Annotated in this window: 19 protein-coding genes; 17 read left to right on the forward strand and 2 right to left on the reverse strand. The window is 66.1% G+C overall.

Features of this window, described 5'->3' with window-relative positions; all coding sequences use genetic code 11:
* Positions 1-21: 21 nt before the first annotated feature.
* The 16 genes from MVF76_RS04325 (at position 22) to mgtE (ending at position 13300) form a co-directional block, all read left to right on the forward strand.
* Positions 22-1005: a calcium/sodium antiporter gene (locus tag MVF76_RS04325; protein WP_297527563.1), complete on the forward strand. Its 984-nt coding sequence runs from the start codon at positions 22-24 to the stop codon at positions 1003-1005.
* A gap of 216 nt (positions 1006-1221) precedes the next feature.
* The gene (locus MVF76_RS04330) at positions 1222-1419 is read left to right on the forward strand and encodes a heavy-metal-associated domain-containing protein (RefSeq protein ID WP_297527564.1); all 198 of its coding nucleotides are present in this window, start codon (positions 1222-1224) and stop codon (positions 1417-1419) included.
* Positions 1420-2391, forward strand: coding sequence for a KpsF/GutQ family sugar-phosphate isomerase (locus MVF76_RS04335; protein ID WP_297527565.1), 972 nt, complete (start codon positions 1420-1422; stop codon positions 2389-2391). It begins immediately after the preceding gene.
* A gap of 34 nt (positions 2392-2425) precedes the next feature.
* Positions 2426-2953, forward strand: a complete 528-nt coding sequence (kdsC, locus tag MVF76_RS04340; protein WP_297527566.1) for a 3-deoxy-manno-octulosonate-8-phosphatase KdsC — start codon at positions 2426-2428, stop codon at positions 2951-2953.
* Between the two features lie 412 nt (positions 2954-3365).
* The gene (gene lptC, locus MVF76_RS04345) at positions 3366-3941 is read left to right on the forward strand and encodes an LPS export ABC transporter periplasmic protein LptC (protein ID WP_297527567.1); all 576 of its coding nucleotides are present in this window, start codon (positions 3366-3368) and stop codon (positions 3939-3941) included.
* Complete coding sequence (lptA, locus tag MVF76_RS04350) at positions 3938-4444, forward strand: lipopolysaccharide transport periplasmic protein LptA (protein ID WP_297527568.1); 507 nt, start codon at positions 3938-3940, stop codon at positions 4442-4444. The genes lptC and lptA overlap by 4 nt, the downstream gene beginning before the upstream one ends.
* A gap of 5 nt (positions 4445-4449) precedes the next feature.
* Complete coding sequence (gene lptB, locus MVF76_RS04355) at positions 4450-5175, forward strand: LPS export ABC transporter ATP-binding protein (protein WP_297527606.1); 726 nt, start codon at positions 4450-4452, stop codon at positions 5173-5175.
* Between the two features lie 92 nt (positions 5176-5267).
* On the forward strand, positions 5268-6737 hold the full coding sequence (locus tag MVF76_RS04360) for an RNA polymerase factor sigma-54 (RefSeq protein WP_297527569.1): 1470 nt from the start codon (positions 5268-5270) through the stop codon (positions 6735-6737).
* 22 nt (positions 6738-6759) lie between these two features.
* Positions 6760-7083 (forward strand): ribosome hibernation-promoting factor, HPF/YfiA family, encoded by a 324-nt coding sequence (hpf, locus tag MVF76_RS04365; protein ID WP_297527570.1) that lies wholly within the window; start codon positions 6760-6762, stop codon positions 7081-7083.
* Positions 7084-7111: 28 nt separating this feature from the next.
* The gene (gene ptsN / locus MVF76_RS04370; RefSeq protein WP_297527571.1) at positions 7112-7585 is read left to right on the forward strand and encodes a PTS IIA-like nitrogen regulatory protein PtsN; all 474 of its coding nucleotides are present in this window, start codon (positions 7112-7114) and stop codon (positions 7583-7585) included.
* Complete coding sequence (gene hprK, locus MVF76_RS04375) at positions 7582-8535, forward strand: HPr(Ser) kinase/phosphatase (RefSeq protein WP_297527572.1); 954 nt, start codon at positions 7582-7584, stop codon at positions 8533-8535. Before ptsN ends, hprK begins: the two co-directional genes overlap by 4 nt.
* Positions 8532-9386 (forward strand): RNase adapter RapZ, encoded by an 855-nt coding sequence (gene rapZ / locus MVF76_RS04380; protein ID WP_297527573.1) that lies wholly within the window; start codon positions 8532-8534, stop codon positions 9384-9386. Before hprK ends, rapZ begins: the two co-directional genes overlap by 4 nt.
* Positions 9383-9793: a PTS sugar transporter subunit IIA gene (locus tag MVF76_RS04385; protein ID WP_297527574.1), complete on the forward strand. Its 411-nt coding sequence runs from the start codon at positions 9383-9385 to the stop codon at positions 9791-9793. Before rapZ ends, MVF76_RS04385 begins: the two co-directional genes overlap by 4 nt.
* Positions 9786-10055, forward strand: a complete 270-nt coding sequence (locus tag MVF76_RS04390) for an HPr family phosphocarrier protein (RefSeq protein ID WP_297527575.1) — start codon at positions 9786-9788, stop codon at positions 10053-10055. The genes MVF76_RS04385 and MVF76_RS04390 overlap by 8 nt, the downstream gene beginning before the upstream one ends.
* Positions 10056-10095: 40 nt before the next feature.
* A complete protein-coding gene (gene ptsP / locus MVF76_RS04395) occupies positions 10096-11835 on the forward strand; it encodes a phosphoenolpyruvate--protein phosphotransferase (RefSeq protein ID WP_297527576.1) in 1740 nt (579 codons plus the stop codon).
* A 103-nt stretch (positions 11836-11938) separates the two neighbouring features.
* Entirely contained in the window at positions 11939-13300 is a 1362-nt protein-coding gene (mgtE, locus tag MVF76_RS04400; RefSeq protein ID WP_297527577.1) for a magnesium transporter, read from the forward strand.
* Here mgtE and MVF76_RS04405 read toward each other — a convergent pair.
* Entirely contained in the window at positions 13287-13799 is a 513-nt protein-coding gene (locus MVF76_RS04405) for a disulfide bond formation protein B (protein WP_297527578.1), read from the reverse strand. The two genes, mgtE and MVF76_RS04405, sit on opposite strands and share 14 nt — an antisense overlap.
* A gap of 182 nt (positions 13800-13981) precedes the next feature.
* Here MVF76_RS04405 and nhaD point away from each other — a divergent pair, with 182 nt between their 5' ends.
* The gene (gene nhaD / locus MVF76_RS04410) at positions 13982-15460 is read left to right on the forward strand and encodes a sodium:proton antiporter NhaD (RefSeq protein ID WP_297527579.1); all 1479 of its coding nucleotides are present in this window, start codon (positions 13982-13984) and stop codon (positions 15458-15460) included.
* A gap of 1 nt (position 15461) precedes the next feature.
* On the opposite strand, the gene MVF76_RS04415 is transcribed toward nhaD, so the two are convergent.
* Positions 15462-17039 (reverse strand): lipoyl protein ligase domain-containing protein, encoded by a 1578-nt coding sequence (locus MVF76_RS04415; protein ID WP_297527580.1) that lies wholly within the window; start codon positions 17037-17039, stop codon positions 15462-15464.
* Between the last annotated feature and the right edge of the window lie 59 nt (positions 17040-17098).

Genomic DNA, 17098 nt, shown 5'->3' on the forward strand with positions numbered 1-17098 from the left:
CCCGACCGGACAATCGAATCCATGACACTGTTCCTGCTCGCCGTGATCGGCGGCTTCATCCTGCTGGTCTGGGGTGCAGACCGTTTCGTGGTCGGTGCCGCGGCCACCGCCCGCAACCTGGGCGTGAGCCCGCTGATCATCGGCCTGACCGTGGTCGGCTTCGGGACCTCCGCGCCCGAGATGCTGGTCTCCGGGGTGGCCGCCTGGCAGGGCAATCCCGGGCTGGCGGTGGGCAATGCCATCGGCTCCAACGTCACCAACATCGCCCTGATCCTCGGCTTCACCGCCCTGATCTGCCCGCTCAAGGTCGCCTCCCAGACCCTGCGCCGCGAGATGCCGGTGCTGCTGGGCGTCATGCTGGCCAGCCTGCTGCTGCTCTCCGACCAGCGCCTCGACTTCAGCGACGGCCTCATCCTGCTCGGCGGGCTGGTGCTGATGGTGATCTGGATGACCCACCTGGGGTTGCGCGACCGCAATCGCACGCCGGACCCGCTGCTGGCCGAGTTCACCGACGAAATCCCCGCCGACATGCGCCTGCCGGTGGCCCTGACCTGGCTGGCGCTGGGCCTGGGCGTGCTGCTGGCGAGTTCGCGCATGCTGGTCTGGGGCGCGGTGGGCATCGCCGAGGCCATCGGCGTCTCCGATCTGGTGATCGGGCTGACCATCGTCGCCCTGGGCACCAGCCTGCCGGAGCTGGCCGCCTCGGTGATGAGCGCGCTCAAGGGCGAACACGACATCGCCGTGGGCAACGTCATTGGCTCCAACCTGTTCAACCTGCTCGGCGTGCTGGGCCTGCCGGGCGTGCTCGCGCCCCTGGACATATCTCCGGGCGTGCTCGAACGCGACTACCCGGTCATGATCGGCCTCACTGTGCTGTTCCTGCTCATGGCCTACCGCTTCCGCGACCGGCCGCGGCGCATCAACCGCTTCGAGGGCGGGCTGCTGCTGGCCTGCTATGCGGCCTATCAGGGGCTGTTATACTGGCAGTCCCAGCCTCAATTCTGATCATCATGCTTCAGGAGTCTCATCATTGTCTGAACGCGTTCTGTCTGATCGTGGCGGACTGGGTAGGATGGGCAAAGGCGCGCAGCGACGTACCCATCAGCATCCCGTGACCATCATGGTGGGCACGGCCCTTCGGGCCTTTGCCCATCCTACAAATTCACAGGATTTCCATGTTCAGACAATTGTGAGACGACTGATAACGGGAAACGGGTAGTCATGCAGGAAGAATTCACCGTGCAGAACGTCAAGTGCGGCGGCTGCGTCAAGGCCATCCAGGACGGTCTCGCCACCCTGCCCGGGGTTGACGAGGTCGAGGTCACCATTGACGGCGGCCGGGTGCGGGTCACCGGCGAGGCGCTCGATCGCACCGCTCTGGCCGCGAAGCTGGCGGAACTCGGCTACCCGGAAGCCTGAATGACCGCCGAGACCCTGCGCCGGCTGGGGCGCGCCGTGATCGACACCGAGGCCGCCGCCGTGGCGGCGCTGGCCGGGCGCATCGACGAGCGCTTCGTGCAGGCCTGCCGCCACATGCTCGACTGCCGCGGCCGCGTGGTGGTGCTGGGCATGGGCAAGTCCGGCCACATCGGCGGCAAGATCGCCGCCACCCTGGCCAGTACCGGCACGCCGGCCTTCTTCGTGCACCCTGGAGAGGCCAGCCATGGCGATCTGGGCATGATCACCGGCCAGGACGTGGTGCTGGCCCTGTCCAATTCGGGCGAGACCCCCGAGATCCTCACCATTCTGCCCCTGATCAAGCGCCTCGGCGTGCCGCTGATCGCCCTGACCGGCAAGCCGGAATCGACCCTGGGCCGCGCCGCCGAAGTCACCCTGGACGTCAGCGTGGCCCGCGAGGCCTGTCCGCTGGGACTGGCCCCGACCGCCAGCACCACCGCGGCGCTGGCCATGGGTGACGCCCTGGCCATCGCCCTGCTGGAGGTGCGCGGCTTCACCGAGGAGGACTTCGCGCTGTCGCACCCGGGCGGCAGCCTCGGCCGGCGTCTGCTGCTGCGCATCGACGACCTGATGCACACCGGCGAGGGCATACCCCGGGTGCGGCTGGACACCCCGCTCAGCGAGGCCCTGCACGAGATGACGCGCAAGGGCCTGGGCATGACCGCGGTACTGGACGCGGACGAGCGGGTGACCGGCATCTTCACCGACGGTGATCTGCGCCGCGCCGTGGACCGCAACCTCGACCTGCACGATACCCGGGTCGAGGCCCTGATGACGCCCGATCCCAAGACGGTCCAGCCGGGATTGCTGGCGGCCGAGGCGCTGGCGCTGATGGAAAAGCACAAGATCAACGCCCTGCTGATCACGGACGCGGAGGGTCACCTGGTCGGCGCCCTGGGCATGCACGACCTGCTGCGGGCCGGCGTGGTCTGAACCCGCAACAGGGCAAGAGGAGAACCCGGAAATCATGCAAGACATCATGGAAAGGGCCGCCGCCATCGAGCTGGTCATCTTCGACGTCGATGGCGTGCTCACCGACGGCTCGCTGTTCTACGGCGACGACGGGCAGGAATACAAGGCCTTCAATTCGCGTGACGGCCACGGCATGAAGATGCTCAAGAAACATGGCGTGGAACTCGGCATCATCACCGGCCGCACCTCGCAGGTGGTCGAGCACCGGGTCAAGAACCTCGGCATCGAGCACGTGTACCAGGGCCAGCTGGACAAGCGCCCGGCATTCCGCGAACTGATTGCCAAACTGGGCATCGATGCCGCTGCCACGGCCTATGTCGGCGACGACGTGGTCGATCTGCCGATCATGCGCCAGGTCGGACTGGCCATCGCCGTGCAGGACGCCCATCCCTTCGTCAAGCAGCACGCGCACTGGATCACCCCCAGCTGCGGCGGGCGCGGCGCGGCCCGCGACGTCTGCGAACTGCTGCTGGAGGCGCGCGGCAAGCTGAACGCGGAGTTCGAGAGTTACCTTGAACCTTAGCAGCCTGTCGGACTCTGGCCGAATCTACTGCGCAGGCGGGAGAGCGGCCCGAATTTCCCCGATTTCTCGTTGCGTAGTACCCACTATGCGCCTCGCAATCGTGAAAATTCGCTCTCGCTCTCCCACCTTGCTCGCTACGATCTCCAAAGCCCGACAGGCTGCTAACCCGCATATTGCTCCAGGGCGGAAGCGGGCGGCGGATAACCTGTTGCGTCGTCATCTGTTGAGCCGGATGTCATGCTTATAGTCGAGAGCACAATTTGGGACCGCCCGCTTCCTGCTGCGGCCCTGGCGGATTTTCGCTCGGCCTCGGGGGCGCTTCACTCAAGCCGTAGCGACGGCTACGGCTTGAGCGCCAGCCCTCCCCGAGCCCGGCTGCAAATCCGCCATCACCCGCAGCCCCTGGTGCACCATGCGGGCTAGCCCCCTGCTCTGGCTGCTTGCCGCGCTCGGCGCCGCCGCGCTGAGCGGCTGGCTCTATCGCGAGGCGCTGGACTACCGGGCCTCCGCATCCCGCGAGGGCCATGTGCCCGATGCCTTCGTCGAGGGCATGGTCCTCTCCACCCTGGATGCCGGCGGTCGCCTGCGGCACCGCGTGTGGGCCGAACGCGGCCGCCACTTCGCCGACGACGACAGCACCGAACTGGAGGCCCCGCGCGCCGAACTCTATCGGCCCGACGAGCCGGCCTGGCAGGCGCGGGCGCGGCAGGGCTGGCTGTCCAGCGATGGAGAACGGATCAGGCTGGAGGGCGCGGTGGACATCCGGCGGCCGGCTGCAGCCCGCCTGCGCCCGGTCTCGCTGCGCACCGAATCGCTGACGCTCTATCCCGAATGCGACTACGCCGAGACCGACGTCGCCGTACACTACCGCACCACCGGCCTGGCAGTGGACAGCGTGGGCATGCGTGCCTTCCTGGGCCAGGGCCGGGTAGAATTGCGCTCCCGGGTGCGCGGCACCTACCGGCCCACGGACAGCCCCCGAACATGAACCCGATCCTGCGCATGAAGCCGATCCTGCCCCTGCTCGCCCTGCTGCTGGGCTGGAGCCCGCCGGCGTCGGCGCTGTCGACCGACCGCCAGCAGCCGGCCTACATCGAGGCCGACCGGGCGGAGCTCGACGACCGTACCGGTGTCAGCATTTATATCGGCAACGTGCGCATCACCCAGGGCAGCATGCGCCTGACCGCCGACCGCCTCACGGTGCACAGCGAGGACGGCGAGATCGTCAAGGCCCATGCCGTCGGCAGCCCCGCGACCTTCCGCCAGCGCCCGGACGGCAAGGACACCGACGTCGAGGCCGAGGCGCTGGAAATGGACTACCTCGCCCGCGAGGGTCGCATCGTGCTCATGAAGAAGGCCGAGGTCCGCCAGGACGGCGACCGCTTCCGCAGCGAGCGCATCGTCTACGACCTCGAACGCGACCAGGTCAACGCCGGCGGCGGCGGGAATGACCGGGTACGCATTATCCTCCAGCCACGTCAGCAGCCCTGATGCCGATGGCGGGTCTGGTCGCCGATTCCCTGGTCAAGCAGTACCGTGACCGCCGCGTGGTCGACGGGGTGTCGCTGGAGGTCGCGCCCGGCGAGGTGGTCGGCCTGCTGGGGCCGAACGGGGCCGGCAAGACCACCTGCTTCTACATGATCGTCGGCCTGATCGGCTGCGACGGCGGTCGTATCCTGCTCGATGACCGCGACCTCACCGCCGCCCCCATGCATCGGCGCGCCCGCCAGGGACTGGGGTACCTCCCCCAGGAGGCCTCGGTATTTCGCCGCCTGACGGTGCGCGAGAACATCCTCGCCATCCTCGAGACCCGTCCCGGCCTGGACGCCGCCGCGCGCCGGCGGCGGCTGGAGGAACTGCTGGCCGAACTGCACATCGGCCACCTCGCCGACCAGCCCGGCATCAGCCTGTCCGGCGGCGAGCGCCGGCGGGTGGAGATCGCCCGCGCCCTGGCCAGCGAACCGCGCTTCATGCTGCTGGACGAGCCCTTCGCCGGCGTCGATCCCATCTCGGTCGGCGACATACGCGCCATCGTCGCCCACCTGTGCGACCGCGGCATCGGCGTGCTCATCACTGACCACAATGTGCGCGAGACGCTGGGCCTGTGCGGCCGCGCCTACATCCTCGGCGAGGGCCGCCTGATCAAGGCCGGCAGCCCGGAGGAAATCCTCGCCGACCAGCGGGTCCGGGAGATCTATCTGGGTCAGGACTTCCGGATGTAGCGGGCAACTGATCCGGATCAAAAGAATGACTGGCACAATAAATGCTATAGGGGTAAATTGGCAGTCATGAACAGGGCTTCCAGCGACCACCGATGAAGCAGTCGATCCAGCTCAAGCTCGGCCAGCACCTCACCATGACGCCGCAGCTGCAGCAGGCCATCCGGCTGTTGCAGCTGTCCACCGTGGAACTGCAGCTGGAGATCCAGCAGGCGCTGGAATCCAACCTCATGCTCGAGGTCGCCGAGAGCGAGACCACGGAAACCGAGGCGGAAACCACCGCTGAAGACACCCAGGAGGCACCTGCCGAGAAGGCCGAGACCGAGCAGGAACTCAACACCGCCGACGACCAGATCCCCGACGACCTGCCGGTGGACACCGGCTGGGACGACATCTACGACTCCGGCAGCACCAGCTACAGTGCGCCGGCCGGGGACGACGACCGCGATTTCTTCGAGACCCACAACGCCGGGGGGGAAACCCTGCAGGAACACCTGCGCTGGCAGATGGAGCTCACCCCCTTCAGCGACACCGACCAGGCCGTTGCGGATGCCATCATCGACGCCATCAATGACGACGGCTACCTGACCCTGCCGCTGGAGGAGATCCACCAGGGACTACTGGAAAGCTTTCCCGAACTGGAGCTGGACGAGGTGGAGGCCGTGCTGCACCGGGTGCAGCAGTTCGACCCCATCGGCGTTGGCGCCCGTGATCCCGGCGAGTGCCTGGCCCTGCAACTGCGCCAGATGCCGGAGGACACGCCCTGGCGCGATGCCGCACTGACCCTGGTGGAACAGCATCTGGACCTGCTCGGCGGCCGTGACTTCAACCAGCTCATGCGGCGCATGAAGCTGTCGCAGGAGGAGCTGCAGCAGGTCATCGCCCTGATCCAGGGACTCAATCCCCGCCCCGGCTCGCAGATCTCGCCCAGCAATGCGCAGTACGTGATTCCCGACGTGTTCGTCACCAAGCGCAACGGCGTGTGGCGGGTGGATCTCAACCCGGAGGCGGCGCCGCGGCTGCGCATCAACGCGCAGTATGCCGGGATGGTCAAGCGCGCCGACAACAGTGCCGACAACAACTACCTGCGCAACCACCTGCAGGAGGCCCGCTGGTTTCTCAAGAGTCTGCAGAGCCGCAACGAGACCCTGCTCAAGGTGGCGCGCTGCATCGTCGAGCGCCAGCGCGCCTTCTTCGACTATGGAGAGGAGGCCATGAAGCCGCTGGTATTGCGCGATGTCGCCGAGGCGGTGGAAATGCACGAATCCACCATCTCCCGCGTCACCACCCAGAAATACATGCACACTCCCCGGGGCATCTTCGAGTTCAAGTACTTCTTCTCGAGCCACGTGGGCACGGCCGACGGGGGAGAATGCTCCGCCACGGCCATCCGCGCGATGATCAAGAAACTGGTCGCCGCGGAAAACCCGGCCAAGCCGCTCAGCGACAGCAAGATCGCCGATTTGCTGGCGAAGGAAGGCATCAAGGTGGCACGCCGCACCATTGCCAAGTATCGCGAAGCCCTGGCCATTCCACCCTCCAACGAACGCAAACGCCTTGCATGACGATCCAAGAAGGAGTGGCACCATGCAGATCATACTCACCGGGCACCATGTCGACATCACCCAGCCGCTGCGTGACTACGTCAACGAAAAGATGAAGCGCCTGGAACGCCATTTCGACCATGTCACCGACGTTCACGTGGTCCTCAGCGTCGAGAAGCTTCGCCACAAGGCCGAGGCCACCATGCACCTCGCCGGCAACGACCTGTTCGCCGACCACACCGAGGAAGACATGTACGCCGCCATCGACAGCCTGGTCGACAAGCTCGACCGTCAGCTCAAGAAACACAAGGAAAAGCTCAAGGACCATCATCGCGGCGAGGCGCCGCTCAAGCACCAGGAAACCTGAGCGGGACGCACACGAAGGGAACAGGTCCGTGACCGACATTGTCGATATCATCACGCCCGACCGCGTCGCCTGCGGTGTCGAGGCAGGCAGCAAGAAACGCGCGCTGGAACTGCTCAGTGAACGACTGGCCAGCGCCGCCCCGGACCTCACGACCGAGGAAATCTTCGAAGCCCTGCTGGCACGGGAACGACTGGGCAGCACCGGCATGGGGGAAGGCGTCGCCCTCCCCCATGGCCGTCTCGATGGCATCAGCAAGCCCATTGCCGCCTGCATCACACTGCGCGAGCCGGTCGACTTCGATGCCCTGGACAAGCGCCCCGTCGACCTGCTGTTCGCGCTTTTGGTTCCCGAAGCGGCCACGGAGGAACATCTTCGGCTGCTCGCCCAGCTCGCCCAGATGTTCGGCAAACCGGAATTCCGTGCCGAACTGCGCGCCTGCCACGACAGCGCCGATCTGATGGAAGCCATCCGACGCGGACAGCCTCAGCGCGTCAGCGCATGACCAGCGCACCCTTCAGTCCGGCCGAACTGCATGGCACGCTGGGCGAAAGGCTGGCACTGAGCTGGATTGCAGGTCGGGGTGGAGGGGATCGCCCGATCCGTTTCCAGCCCGGTAGCGACCCGGCCGCCAGTTCGCTCATCGGTCATCTGAACTTCATCCACACCCATCGCATCCAGACCATCGGCGCCACCGAACTGCAGTATCTGGAAAACCTGGATCCCGTGTTCCGCGAGGAAGCCATCGGGATGCTGTTTTCCACCAACACCGACGCCATCATCGTCGCCGACGGCGTGACGCCGCCGGATGACATCATCGCCCGCGCCGATGCCAGCGACATCCCGTTGTTCACCACGCCCTGGCCCACGCACGAGGTCATCAACCACCTGCAGTACTTCTATGCCCATCATTACTCGGAGCGGGTTACGCTGCATGGCGTCTATCTCGAGGTCATGGGCATCGGCGTCCTCATCACCGGCGACCCGGCAATCGGCAAGAGCGAACTGGCACTGGAACTCATCAACCGCGGCCACCGGCTGATTGCCGACGACTCACCGGAATTTGCACGCGTGGCGCCCGACCTGATCGCGGGCAGCTGCCCGGCGGTGCTCAAGGACTTCCTGGAGGTACGCGGGCTCGGCATTCTCAACATCCGCGCCATGTTCGGTGACAATGCCATCAAGGATACCAAGTACCTGCGACTGATCATTCGCCTGGCCCAGTTCAGTGACGAGGAACTCGCAGCGATCGACCGCCTCGCAGGCGAACGCCGCAGCCGTGACATCCTTGGGGTAGCAGTCCCCGAGGTCACGGTACCGGTCGCACCCGGCCGCAACCTCGCGGTGCTGGTGGAGGCCGCGGCGCGCAACCATATTCTGCTGATGAGCGGCTACGACGCCGGCGCCGATTTCATCACCCGCCAGCGCCAGCACATCGAGAACGGCGGCGCATGAAACTGGTCATCGTCAGCGGCCTGTCGGGCTCCGGCAAGAGCATAGCACTCAACACCCTCGAGGATCTGGGCTACTACTGCGTGGACAACCTGCCCGTCGGCCTGCTGGCGCCATTTGCCGCCCAGCTCCACGCTTCGCTGCATCCCAGCCAGGAACTGGCCGCCGTGGGCATCGATGCCCGCAACCACCCCGAGGACCTGCAGCGCTTCCGCGACATCCTGCGTGAGCTGGGTGACAATATCGATGTCGAGGTCATCTTCCTGCAGGCCGATGACGAAACCCTGCTCAAGCGTTTCAGCGAAACCCGTCGCCGCCATCCCCTCACCGGGGAAGGTGTCTCTCTGGCCGACGCCATCCGCCGCGAGCGCGATCTGCTGGAACCCATCTCCGCCAGCGCCGCCCTGCACATCGACACCACCCACACCAACGTCCACCAGCTGCGTGATCTCGTTCAGGAACGCGTGGCCGGCGAGGCCAGCGGGCGCCTCTCCCTGCTGTTCAAGTCCTTCGGCTTCAAGCATGGCGTGCCGGAGGACGCCGACTTCGTGTTCGACGTCCGCTGCCTGCCGAATCCCCACTGGGAAGCCCACCTGCGCCCACTCACCGGCCGCGATGCGGCCGTGGCGGAATATCTCGAAACCCAGCCGGGCGTGGAACGGATGTTCGAGCAGATCCGGGATTTCCTGGTCGAGTGGATCCCGCAGTTCGAACGCGAGAAACGCCGCTACCTGACCGTCGCCATGGGCTGCACGGGCGGACAGCACCGTTCCGTCTATCTTGCCGAAAGGCTGGGCAAGTACTTCGCGAGCCGCTATCCTTCCGTGCTGGTCAGACACCGCGAACTCTCATGAGCGTAGGCCTCCTCATCATTACCCACGGCGCCATCGGCGAGGATCTTCTGGCCACTGCCACGCAGATGCTGGGGGTGTGTCCGCTTGCCACCGATACCCTGGCCGTCGCCTTCGACTGCGACCCGGATGTCGTGCTGGAACAGGCCATGGAGAAGGCACGGCGCCTGGAAGCCGGGCTCGGGGTGCTGGTATTGACGGACATGTATGGCTCGACCCCCAGCAATATCGCCAACCGCCTGCCGGAGCAGTTGCCGGTCACCGTGGTGGCCGGGATCAACCTGCCGATGCTCGTTCGCGTTCTCAACTACCCGCGCCTCAGCCTGAACGAACTGGCCCAGAAGGCGCTGAGCGGCGGGCGGGACGGCGTTCTGCTGTGCAGCCCCCGACTGGACCGAGTCCATGACTGAGAAGGAAGTCACCATAAGCAATAAGCTGGGCCTGCATGCCCGGGCGGCGGCCAAGTTCGTCACCCTGGCCTCGCAGTTCGCCAGCGACATCACGGTTGCGCGCGATGGCCAGGAAGTGAACGGCAAGAGCATCATGGGGGTAATGATGCTGGCAGCCTCCCAGGGCACGCCCATCGTGATTCGTGCCGACGGCCCGGACGAGGCCGAGGCCATCGAGCAACTGGAAGCATTGATCGAGGACAAGTTCGGCGAGGGCGAGTAGACGCACAGGCCGAACGCCACCAGAGGGAAAGTCGCGCCACATGAGCGTGCAACTGACAGGCATCGGGGTATCCCGGGGCATCGCCATTGGCGAGGCCCATGTGCTGCAACGTGGCGAGATCGAGGTCACCGAATATGCCATCCCGCAGGAACTGCTGGATGACGAGGTAAGGCGCTTCCGCCAGGCCCTGGAGATCGCCCGCGGCCAGCTGCGCGACATCCGCAACCGCATCCCCGAGGGCACCCGCGCCGACATCGTCGAATTCATCGACACCCACCTGCTCATGCTCGAGGATTCCACCCTCACGGTGGCACCGGAACACCTGATCGTCGAACAGCAGGTCAATGCGGAATGGGCACTGAAACAGCAGCGTGACGCTCTGGTCCAGGTGTTCGAGGAAATGGACGATCCCTATCTGCGCACCCGCAAGGATGACATCGACCATGTAGTGTCGCGCATCCAGCGCATCCTCCAGTCCGGCGACGTGCACAACGGCATCACCGAGGATGTCAGCCTGGAAGGCAGCATTCTGTTTGCAGACGAACTGACTCCGGCCGATACCGTGCTGATGCAGCACCAGGGCATCGCGGCCTTCGTCACCGAGTATGGCGGCCCGCTGTCCCATACCGCCATCATCGCCCGCTCGCTGCACATACCCGCAGTGGTCGGCGCCCACGAGGTGCGGCGCTATGTACGCGACCGGGAACTGGTGATCGTCGACGGCGAGCGCGGCGTCGTGATCGCAGATCCCGACGAACGCACTCTGGCCGAGTACCGCGCCCGGCAGGCCGCGGAACAGGCCCGGGTCGCCGGCCTGGTCAGCCTCCGCGATCAGGCCGCGCGCACGCGCGATGGCCTCTCCATCCGTCTGCTGGGCAACATCGAGCTGACCGAAGATGTTGCGGAGGTGCTGAACAACGGCGCCGAGGGTGTTGGCCTGTACCGCACCGAATTCCTGTTCATGAACCGCGACGACCTGCCCGGCGAGGAAGAACAGCTCGAACAGTACACCCGCGTAATGGCGGCGCTCGGCGGCCGGCCACTGACCATCCGCACCCTCGACCTGGGCGCGGACAAGCCGCTGGAGGGTCACGAGCGGCCCTGCACCAATCCGGCCCTGGGCCTGCGTGCCATTCGCCTGTGCCTGCATGATCCGGCCCTGTTCCTGCCCCAGCTGCGCGCCATCCTGCGCGCCTCGGCACGCGGCCCGGTGCGAATGATGATTCCGATGCTGTCCGGCATCAGCGAACTGGAACAGGTGCTGGCACTGGTCCGCGAGGCGCGTGCCCAGCTCGATGCCGAGGGTCTCGAACACGACCCCAGGCTGCCGATCGGCGCCATGATCGAGGTACCCTCGGCGGCGCTCACCGCGCGGGCCTTCGCGCGGCGGCTGGATTTCCTGTCCATCGGCACCAACGACCTCATCCAGTACACCCTCGCCATCGACCGCGTCGACGACGAGGTGAACTATCTCTACGACCCCACCCACCCGGCCGTGCTGGAACTCATCCACCGGGTGATCGAGGCCGGCCGGGCCGAGAACACGCCGGTCGCCATGTGCGGCGAGATGGCCGGCGACCCAAACTACACCCGGCTGCTTCTCGGACTGGGGCTGACCGAGTTCAGCATGCAGCCGGCGGCACTGCTCGAAGTCAAGGGCATCGTCAACAACAGCGAGGCCAGCAGGCTGAGACCGCTGGCACTGGCCCTGCTCGAAGCCGACGAGGCGTCGGAGCGGCGACGGCTGCTGGCACACCTCGGCCCGGGGCAGACCCACTGAGTGTGACAATCCGCAGCGTTTCCGCGGTGACGGGCTTTCGCCGGCCCTGTTAAACTGCACGCCCAGAACACACGGACCAGCCACGGACCGCGCGGATCCTTCCATGCCCGAAACCCAGACCGAACAGCACGAAACCCAACAGCATCTCAGCCGGATCTCCGAGGCCCTGGCCTCGGGAGCCGCCGGCCGCGTGCGCAGGCTGATCCACAACCTGCATCCCGCCGAGATCGCCCACCTGCTGGAATCGCTGCCCAAGGGGCCCCGCTTCATACTCTGGGAACTGGTCGACCCCGAGGACCGGGGCGAGATCCTGCTGCACGTCAACGACGAGGTCCGCTCCGGCCTGATCGAGGAAATGGAGACCGGCGACCTGATCGCCGCCACCGAGGGACTCGATACCGACGATCTCGCCGACCTGCTGCAGGACCTGCCCAGCACCGTGATCGACGAGGTGCTGCGCTCGCTGGACCAGCAGAACCGTCACCGCCTCGAGTCGGTGCTCTCCTACCCGGAGGATACCGCCGGTGGCCTGATGAACGTCGATACGGTGACGGTCCGCGCCGATGTCACCCTGGACGTGGTGCTGCGCTACCTGCGCCTGCGCGGCAGCATCCCGGATCTCACCGACAGCCTGTTCGTGGTCGACCGCGAGGACCGCTATCTCGGCCTGCTGCCGCTGACCACCCTGCTCACCCGGGACCCCGACCTGACCGTGGCCGAGGTCATGGAACGCGGCGTGGAAGGCATACCCGCCGATACGCCCGCGGACCAGGTGGCCAAGCTGTTCGAGGACCGCGACCTGGTGTCCGCGCCGGTCGTGGACGAAAACGGCCGCCTGCTCGGTCGCATCACCATCGACGACGTGGTGGACGTCATCCGCGACGAGGCCGAGCACTCGCTGATGAGCATGGCCGGTCTGGACGAGGAAGACGACATCTTCGCCCCGGTGGTGCCCAGCGCCACCCGCCGCGCGGTCTGGCTGGGTATCAACCTGGTCACCGCCTTCATGGCCTCCTGGGTGATCGGCCTGTTCGAGGGCACCCTGCAACAGGTGGTCGCCCTGGCCGTGCTCATGCCCATCGTGGCCAGCATGGGCGGCATCGCCGGCAGCCAGACCCTGACCATCGTGATCCGCGGCCTGGCCCTGGGACAGATCGGCCAGAGCAATGCCCGCTGGCTGATGTTCAAGGAACTGGCCGTGGGTGCTCTCAACGGTGTTCTCTGGGCCCTGGTAGTAGCGGTGATCGCCACTGCCTGGTTCCAGGACATGGACATAGGGCTGGTCATCGCCGCTGCCCTGATCCTCAACCTGCTGGCCGCCGCGCTGGCCGGTTTCAGTATCCCCATGATCCTGCACCGGGTCGGCATCGACCCCGCACTGGCCGGCAGCGTGCTGCTCACCACCGTCACCGACGTCATCGGCTTCATGGCCTTCCTGGGCCTGGGCACGCTCATCCTGCTCTAGCCCGGAGGCTTGCCCAGGCGAGCAGTGCAGAAACCAGGCCCAACAGCAGGCTCATCACCAGCAGCGCCTCGGCCATGGTGATGCCGAAGGCCAGTTCCGGGGTATAGCCGCAGGGCTCCCAGGGCTCGAACACCTGCGGCCACCAGCGATCCAGCGCCAGCCAGTCGGGGAGGCCGGCATCCATCTCGCAACTGCCTTCGATGAAACCCCGTTCCACACCCAGCAGCCGCCAGGAACGCTCGACCAGAATGGCCATGACCAGAGTATTGAGCCCGTGCAACAGGCGACGCACGTGAGGACGGTCGTCCAGCAACAGGCCGAGCACTGCCAGCAGCATCCAGGCCGCGATCCACAACCGGACGTGGATGCAGAGGACGCAGGGGCCGTAGTCGAGCCGATACTGGTAATAAAGGGCGACGGCCTCCAAGGCAATGCCAAGCAGCAGCAGGAATCCCCACCAGGCCCGGCCTCGTGCCAGCCGTTCGATCAATGGCCGCATCTCTCCTCCGCAGCGTCTTCCGCTCCCGCCTCGGTGCAACAGGCGGGCTAACGCCGACTATACTGTCTTCCACCCGAGCATGCCGCAAAAACTTCCGAGGTTCCATAGGCTTGACCCTAAACCTCGATCACCGACGGCCGTTAACTCCCAGAACAGGCACCCTCTCAAGGAGCAACCACGACATGAACGGAAATCGCCCCCTCAAGAGCATTCTGGCGCTGAGCCTTCTCTCGTTCCCTGCCTCGACCTGGGCCGGGGAAAATGCACAACTCATGGATTTCACCGCCCACTGGGCAGGCTGGCTGGCCATCGGCCTGTTCGTGGCCGCCTATTCCCTGGTGGTGGCCGAGGAAGCCATCCACATGCGCAAGTCCAAGCCGGTCATGGTCGCGGCAGGTTTCATCTGGCTGATCGTGGCCCTGCTCTACGGCGCGGCGGGCGACACTCACACCGCCGAGATCCAGGTTCGCCACAACCTGCTGGAATTCGCCGAACTGTTCCTGTTTCTGCTGGCGGCCATGACCTACATCAACACCATGGACGAGCGCGGCATCTTCGATGTGCTGCGCGCCTGGCTGGTGTCGCGCGGCTTTTCCCTGCGCACCATCTTCTGGCTCACCGGCGTGCTGGCCTTCTTCATCTCGCCGGTGGCCGACAACCTGACCACTGCCCTGCTGATGGCCACCGTCGCCATGGCAGTGGGCGGCAGCAACACCGGCTTCGTGGTGGTCGCCTGCATCAATATCGTCGTCGCCGCCAATGCCGGTGGCGCCTTCAGCCCCTTCGGCGACATCACCACGCTGATGGTATGGCAGAAGGGTATCGTCCAGTTTCAGGAATTCTTCGCGCTGTTCGTGCCCTCGCTGGTCAACTGGCTGGTGCCTGCTGCGATTCTCAGCCTGACCGTACCCAAAACCCAGCCCGACCCGATCGAGGCCGAGGTCGAGGTCCAGGCGGGTGGCTGGGTAGTGGTTGGCCTGTTCATCGTCACCATCGCCATGGCCGTGTCCGCGCACAATTTCCTGCACCTGCCGCCGGTGCTGGGCATGATGACCGGCCTGGGCTTCCTCAAACTCTATGGCTACTACCTGAAGCGACAGGCCGGCGTGCATTTCGATCCGGAAGACAGCGAACTGCTGACCGAGGCCCTGGAAAGCGAGCACGAGGTGGGCGGGGGCCCGCGGGGAGGTGGCAGCCGTATCAAGGCCTTCAACGTGTTCCGTTCCATGGAACGCGCGGAGTGGGACACGCTGATGTTCTTCTATGGCATTATCCTGTGCGTCGGCGGCCTGGGCACCCTGGGTTATCTGTCCATTGTGTCCGAATTCATGTACACCGACCTGGGCGCAACCCGGGCCAACATTCTGGTCGGCCTGCTGTCGGCCATCATCGACAACATCCCGGTGATGTTCGCGGTGCTGGCCATGTACCCGGACATGAGTCACGGGCAGTGGCTGCTGGTCACGCTCACCGCGGGCGTGGGCGGATCCATGCTGTCCATCGGGTCCGCCGCGGGCGTGGCCGTCATGGGCCAGGCGCGCGGGATCTATACCTTCTTCGCCCATCTCAAGTGGGCATGGGCCATTGCACTGGGCTATGCCGCGAGCATCTGGGTACACTTCCTGATCAACGCCGAGATGTTCCAGCGCGCCGGCGGGTGAATCATTTCCCCGCGGCGGCGCGCTTCGGCTCCGGTCGCAGCAGGTGGCGGATCGGCGACTGCTCCAGCCGGACCTGGCGCCGGAAGCGGCCGGCATAGCCCTCGGCTTCCTGGCCCAGCCGGTGGCAGTTTGCACCCGCCAGGTCCAGCATCACCAACGGCAGACCAATGGCAATCAGGCGTTCCCGATGCTTGGCCACAAAGGGCTCGCAGAGATTGACAATGACCGCACGGGCACCCTGTTCACGCAACGCTTCGAGCTGGCCGAACAGGTCGTCATGCCCCACCAGGGTATGCAGCGAGAGGCCTGCCTGCCGCGCCAGGGCGCGCACCTCGCCCACCTCGCAGCGTCCGCACTCATGGCAGCCATCGGCATGGCGCTCGCTGCAGTCCGGGGCCTTCGCACAATAGGGCACGAGCACCGCATCCGCCTGCGCCGCCAGCTCGAGCGCGGTCCGACCCTCGCCACCGACGGCCTGCAGCCCGTCCAGTAACCCGGGTGGCAGACCGAGGCGTCGTGCCAGAAGTGCATGCGAAAGGGCTTCGGTACATACCGCTACCAGGTCCCCCGTGTCGGCACCGGCCACATGGGCATCCAGCGCCGCGCACTGCGCGCGGGCGCGTGCCGCGAGTTCCGCCACCGGAATACCCGCCAGCGCATCGCCGAACCGTTGCGGCAGGTCCGCGGGCTCGAAATGCACATCGCCACCCAGCGTCAGCTCCGAAACCACTTCGCCATCCGTTGAAAGCGCCAGCCGCGCATACAGCAGACCGGCCGAGGTGACCCGGATAGCCTCGCTCTGTGACGGCCCGCGGGTGACAGCTCGCTCTTCAACCTCTGCCGGCAAGCCGGTAGGGAGACGTTCGGGGCTGTCTTCGAAGGAACGCAGTCCGACGTAGATGCTCTTGCTGGGCTTGCGCGACTTGAGTTGCAGCCCTTCCAGCAGCGCGTCGGTGAGCTGTCGGCGCAGACGCATCAGCGAGGGCCTGCGACCAGTCTCCTGCGCAAGACCGGTGAGCCAGTCCCGTGCCGGGCGCGGCCTGCCATCGTGCCCCTCGGAGGCGTAGCGGAGCACATGCGCGATCCGCCCGCCATCTATGTCGACCAGCACGAAGCCCTGCAGCAGCACTGCGGCCCCGTAGCGCGCGCCGAACACGCCGGCGACCTTGCGCGCGCCGATCAGCACGTCATTCGGTGCCTCGAAGCGCGCATCCAGCCCTGTCTCGCACAGGGCCACGGCCATGGCCCGGCCAGCGGCCTCCAACATTTCAGGGAGATCGCGGCGGCTGCGGCCCAGCACCAGCGACCAGCAAAGCTGCCGGGAATCGACGTAGAGCGCACTGCCACCGGTAGCGCGGCGTAGCACCGGCAGACGATGCCGGCGCACGAAAGCCGTATCCAGGGTACGGTCCGGCCACTGATGGCGGCCGAGCCACACGGATGTCGTACTGCGGTGAAAACGCAACAGGTTGGGCCGGGCGCCACGCGCGGCCTCCGCCAGCCAGTTGCGATCGATGAGCAGATTGCTATGCGCCGATCCGAGCCCGGTATCGACGACCATGACCTGCGGCCGGGGCATCCGGCACCTCCTGCATCAGCTTATTCTGATACGGGGAAGTGTGCCGTGGCGGACCCCCG

The organism is Thiohalobacter sp. (assembly GCF_027000115.1).
Taxonomy (GTDB): Bacteria; Pseudomonadota; Gammaproteobacteria; order Thiohalobacterales; family Thiohalobacteraceae; genus JALTON01.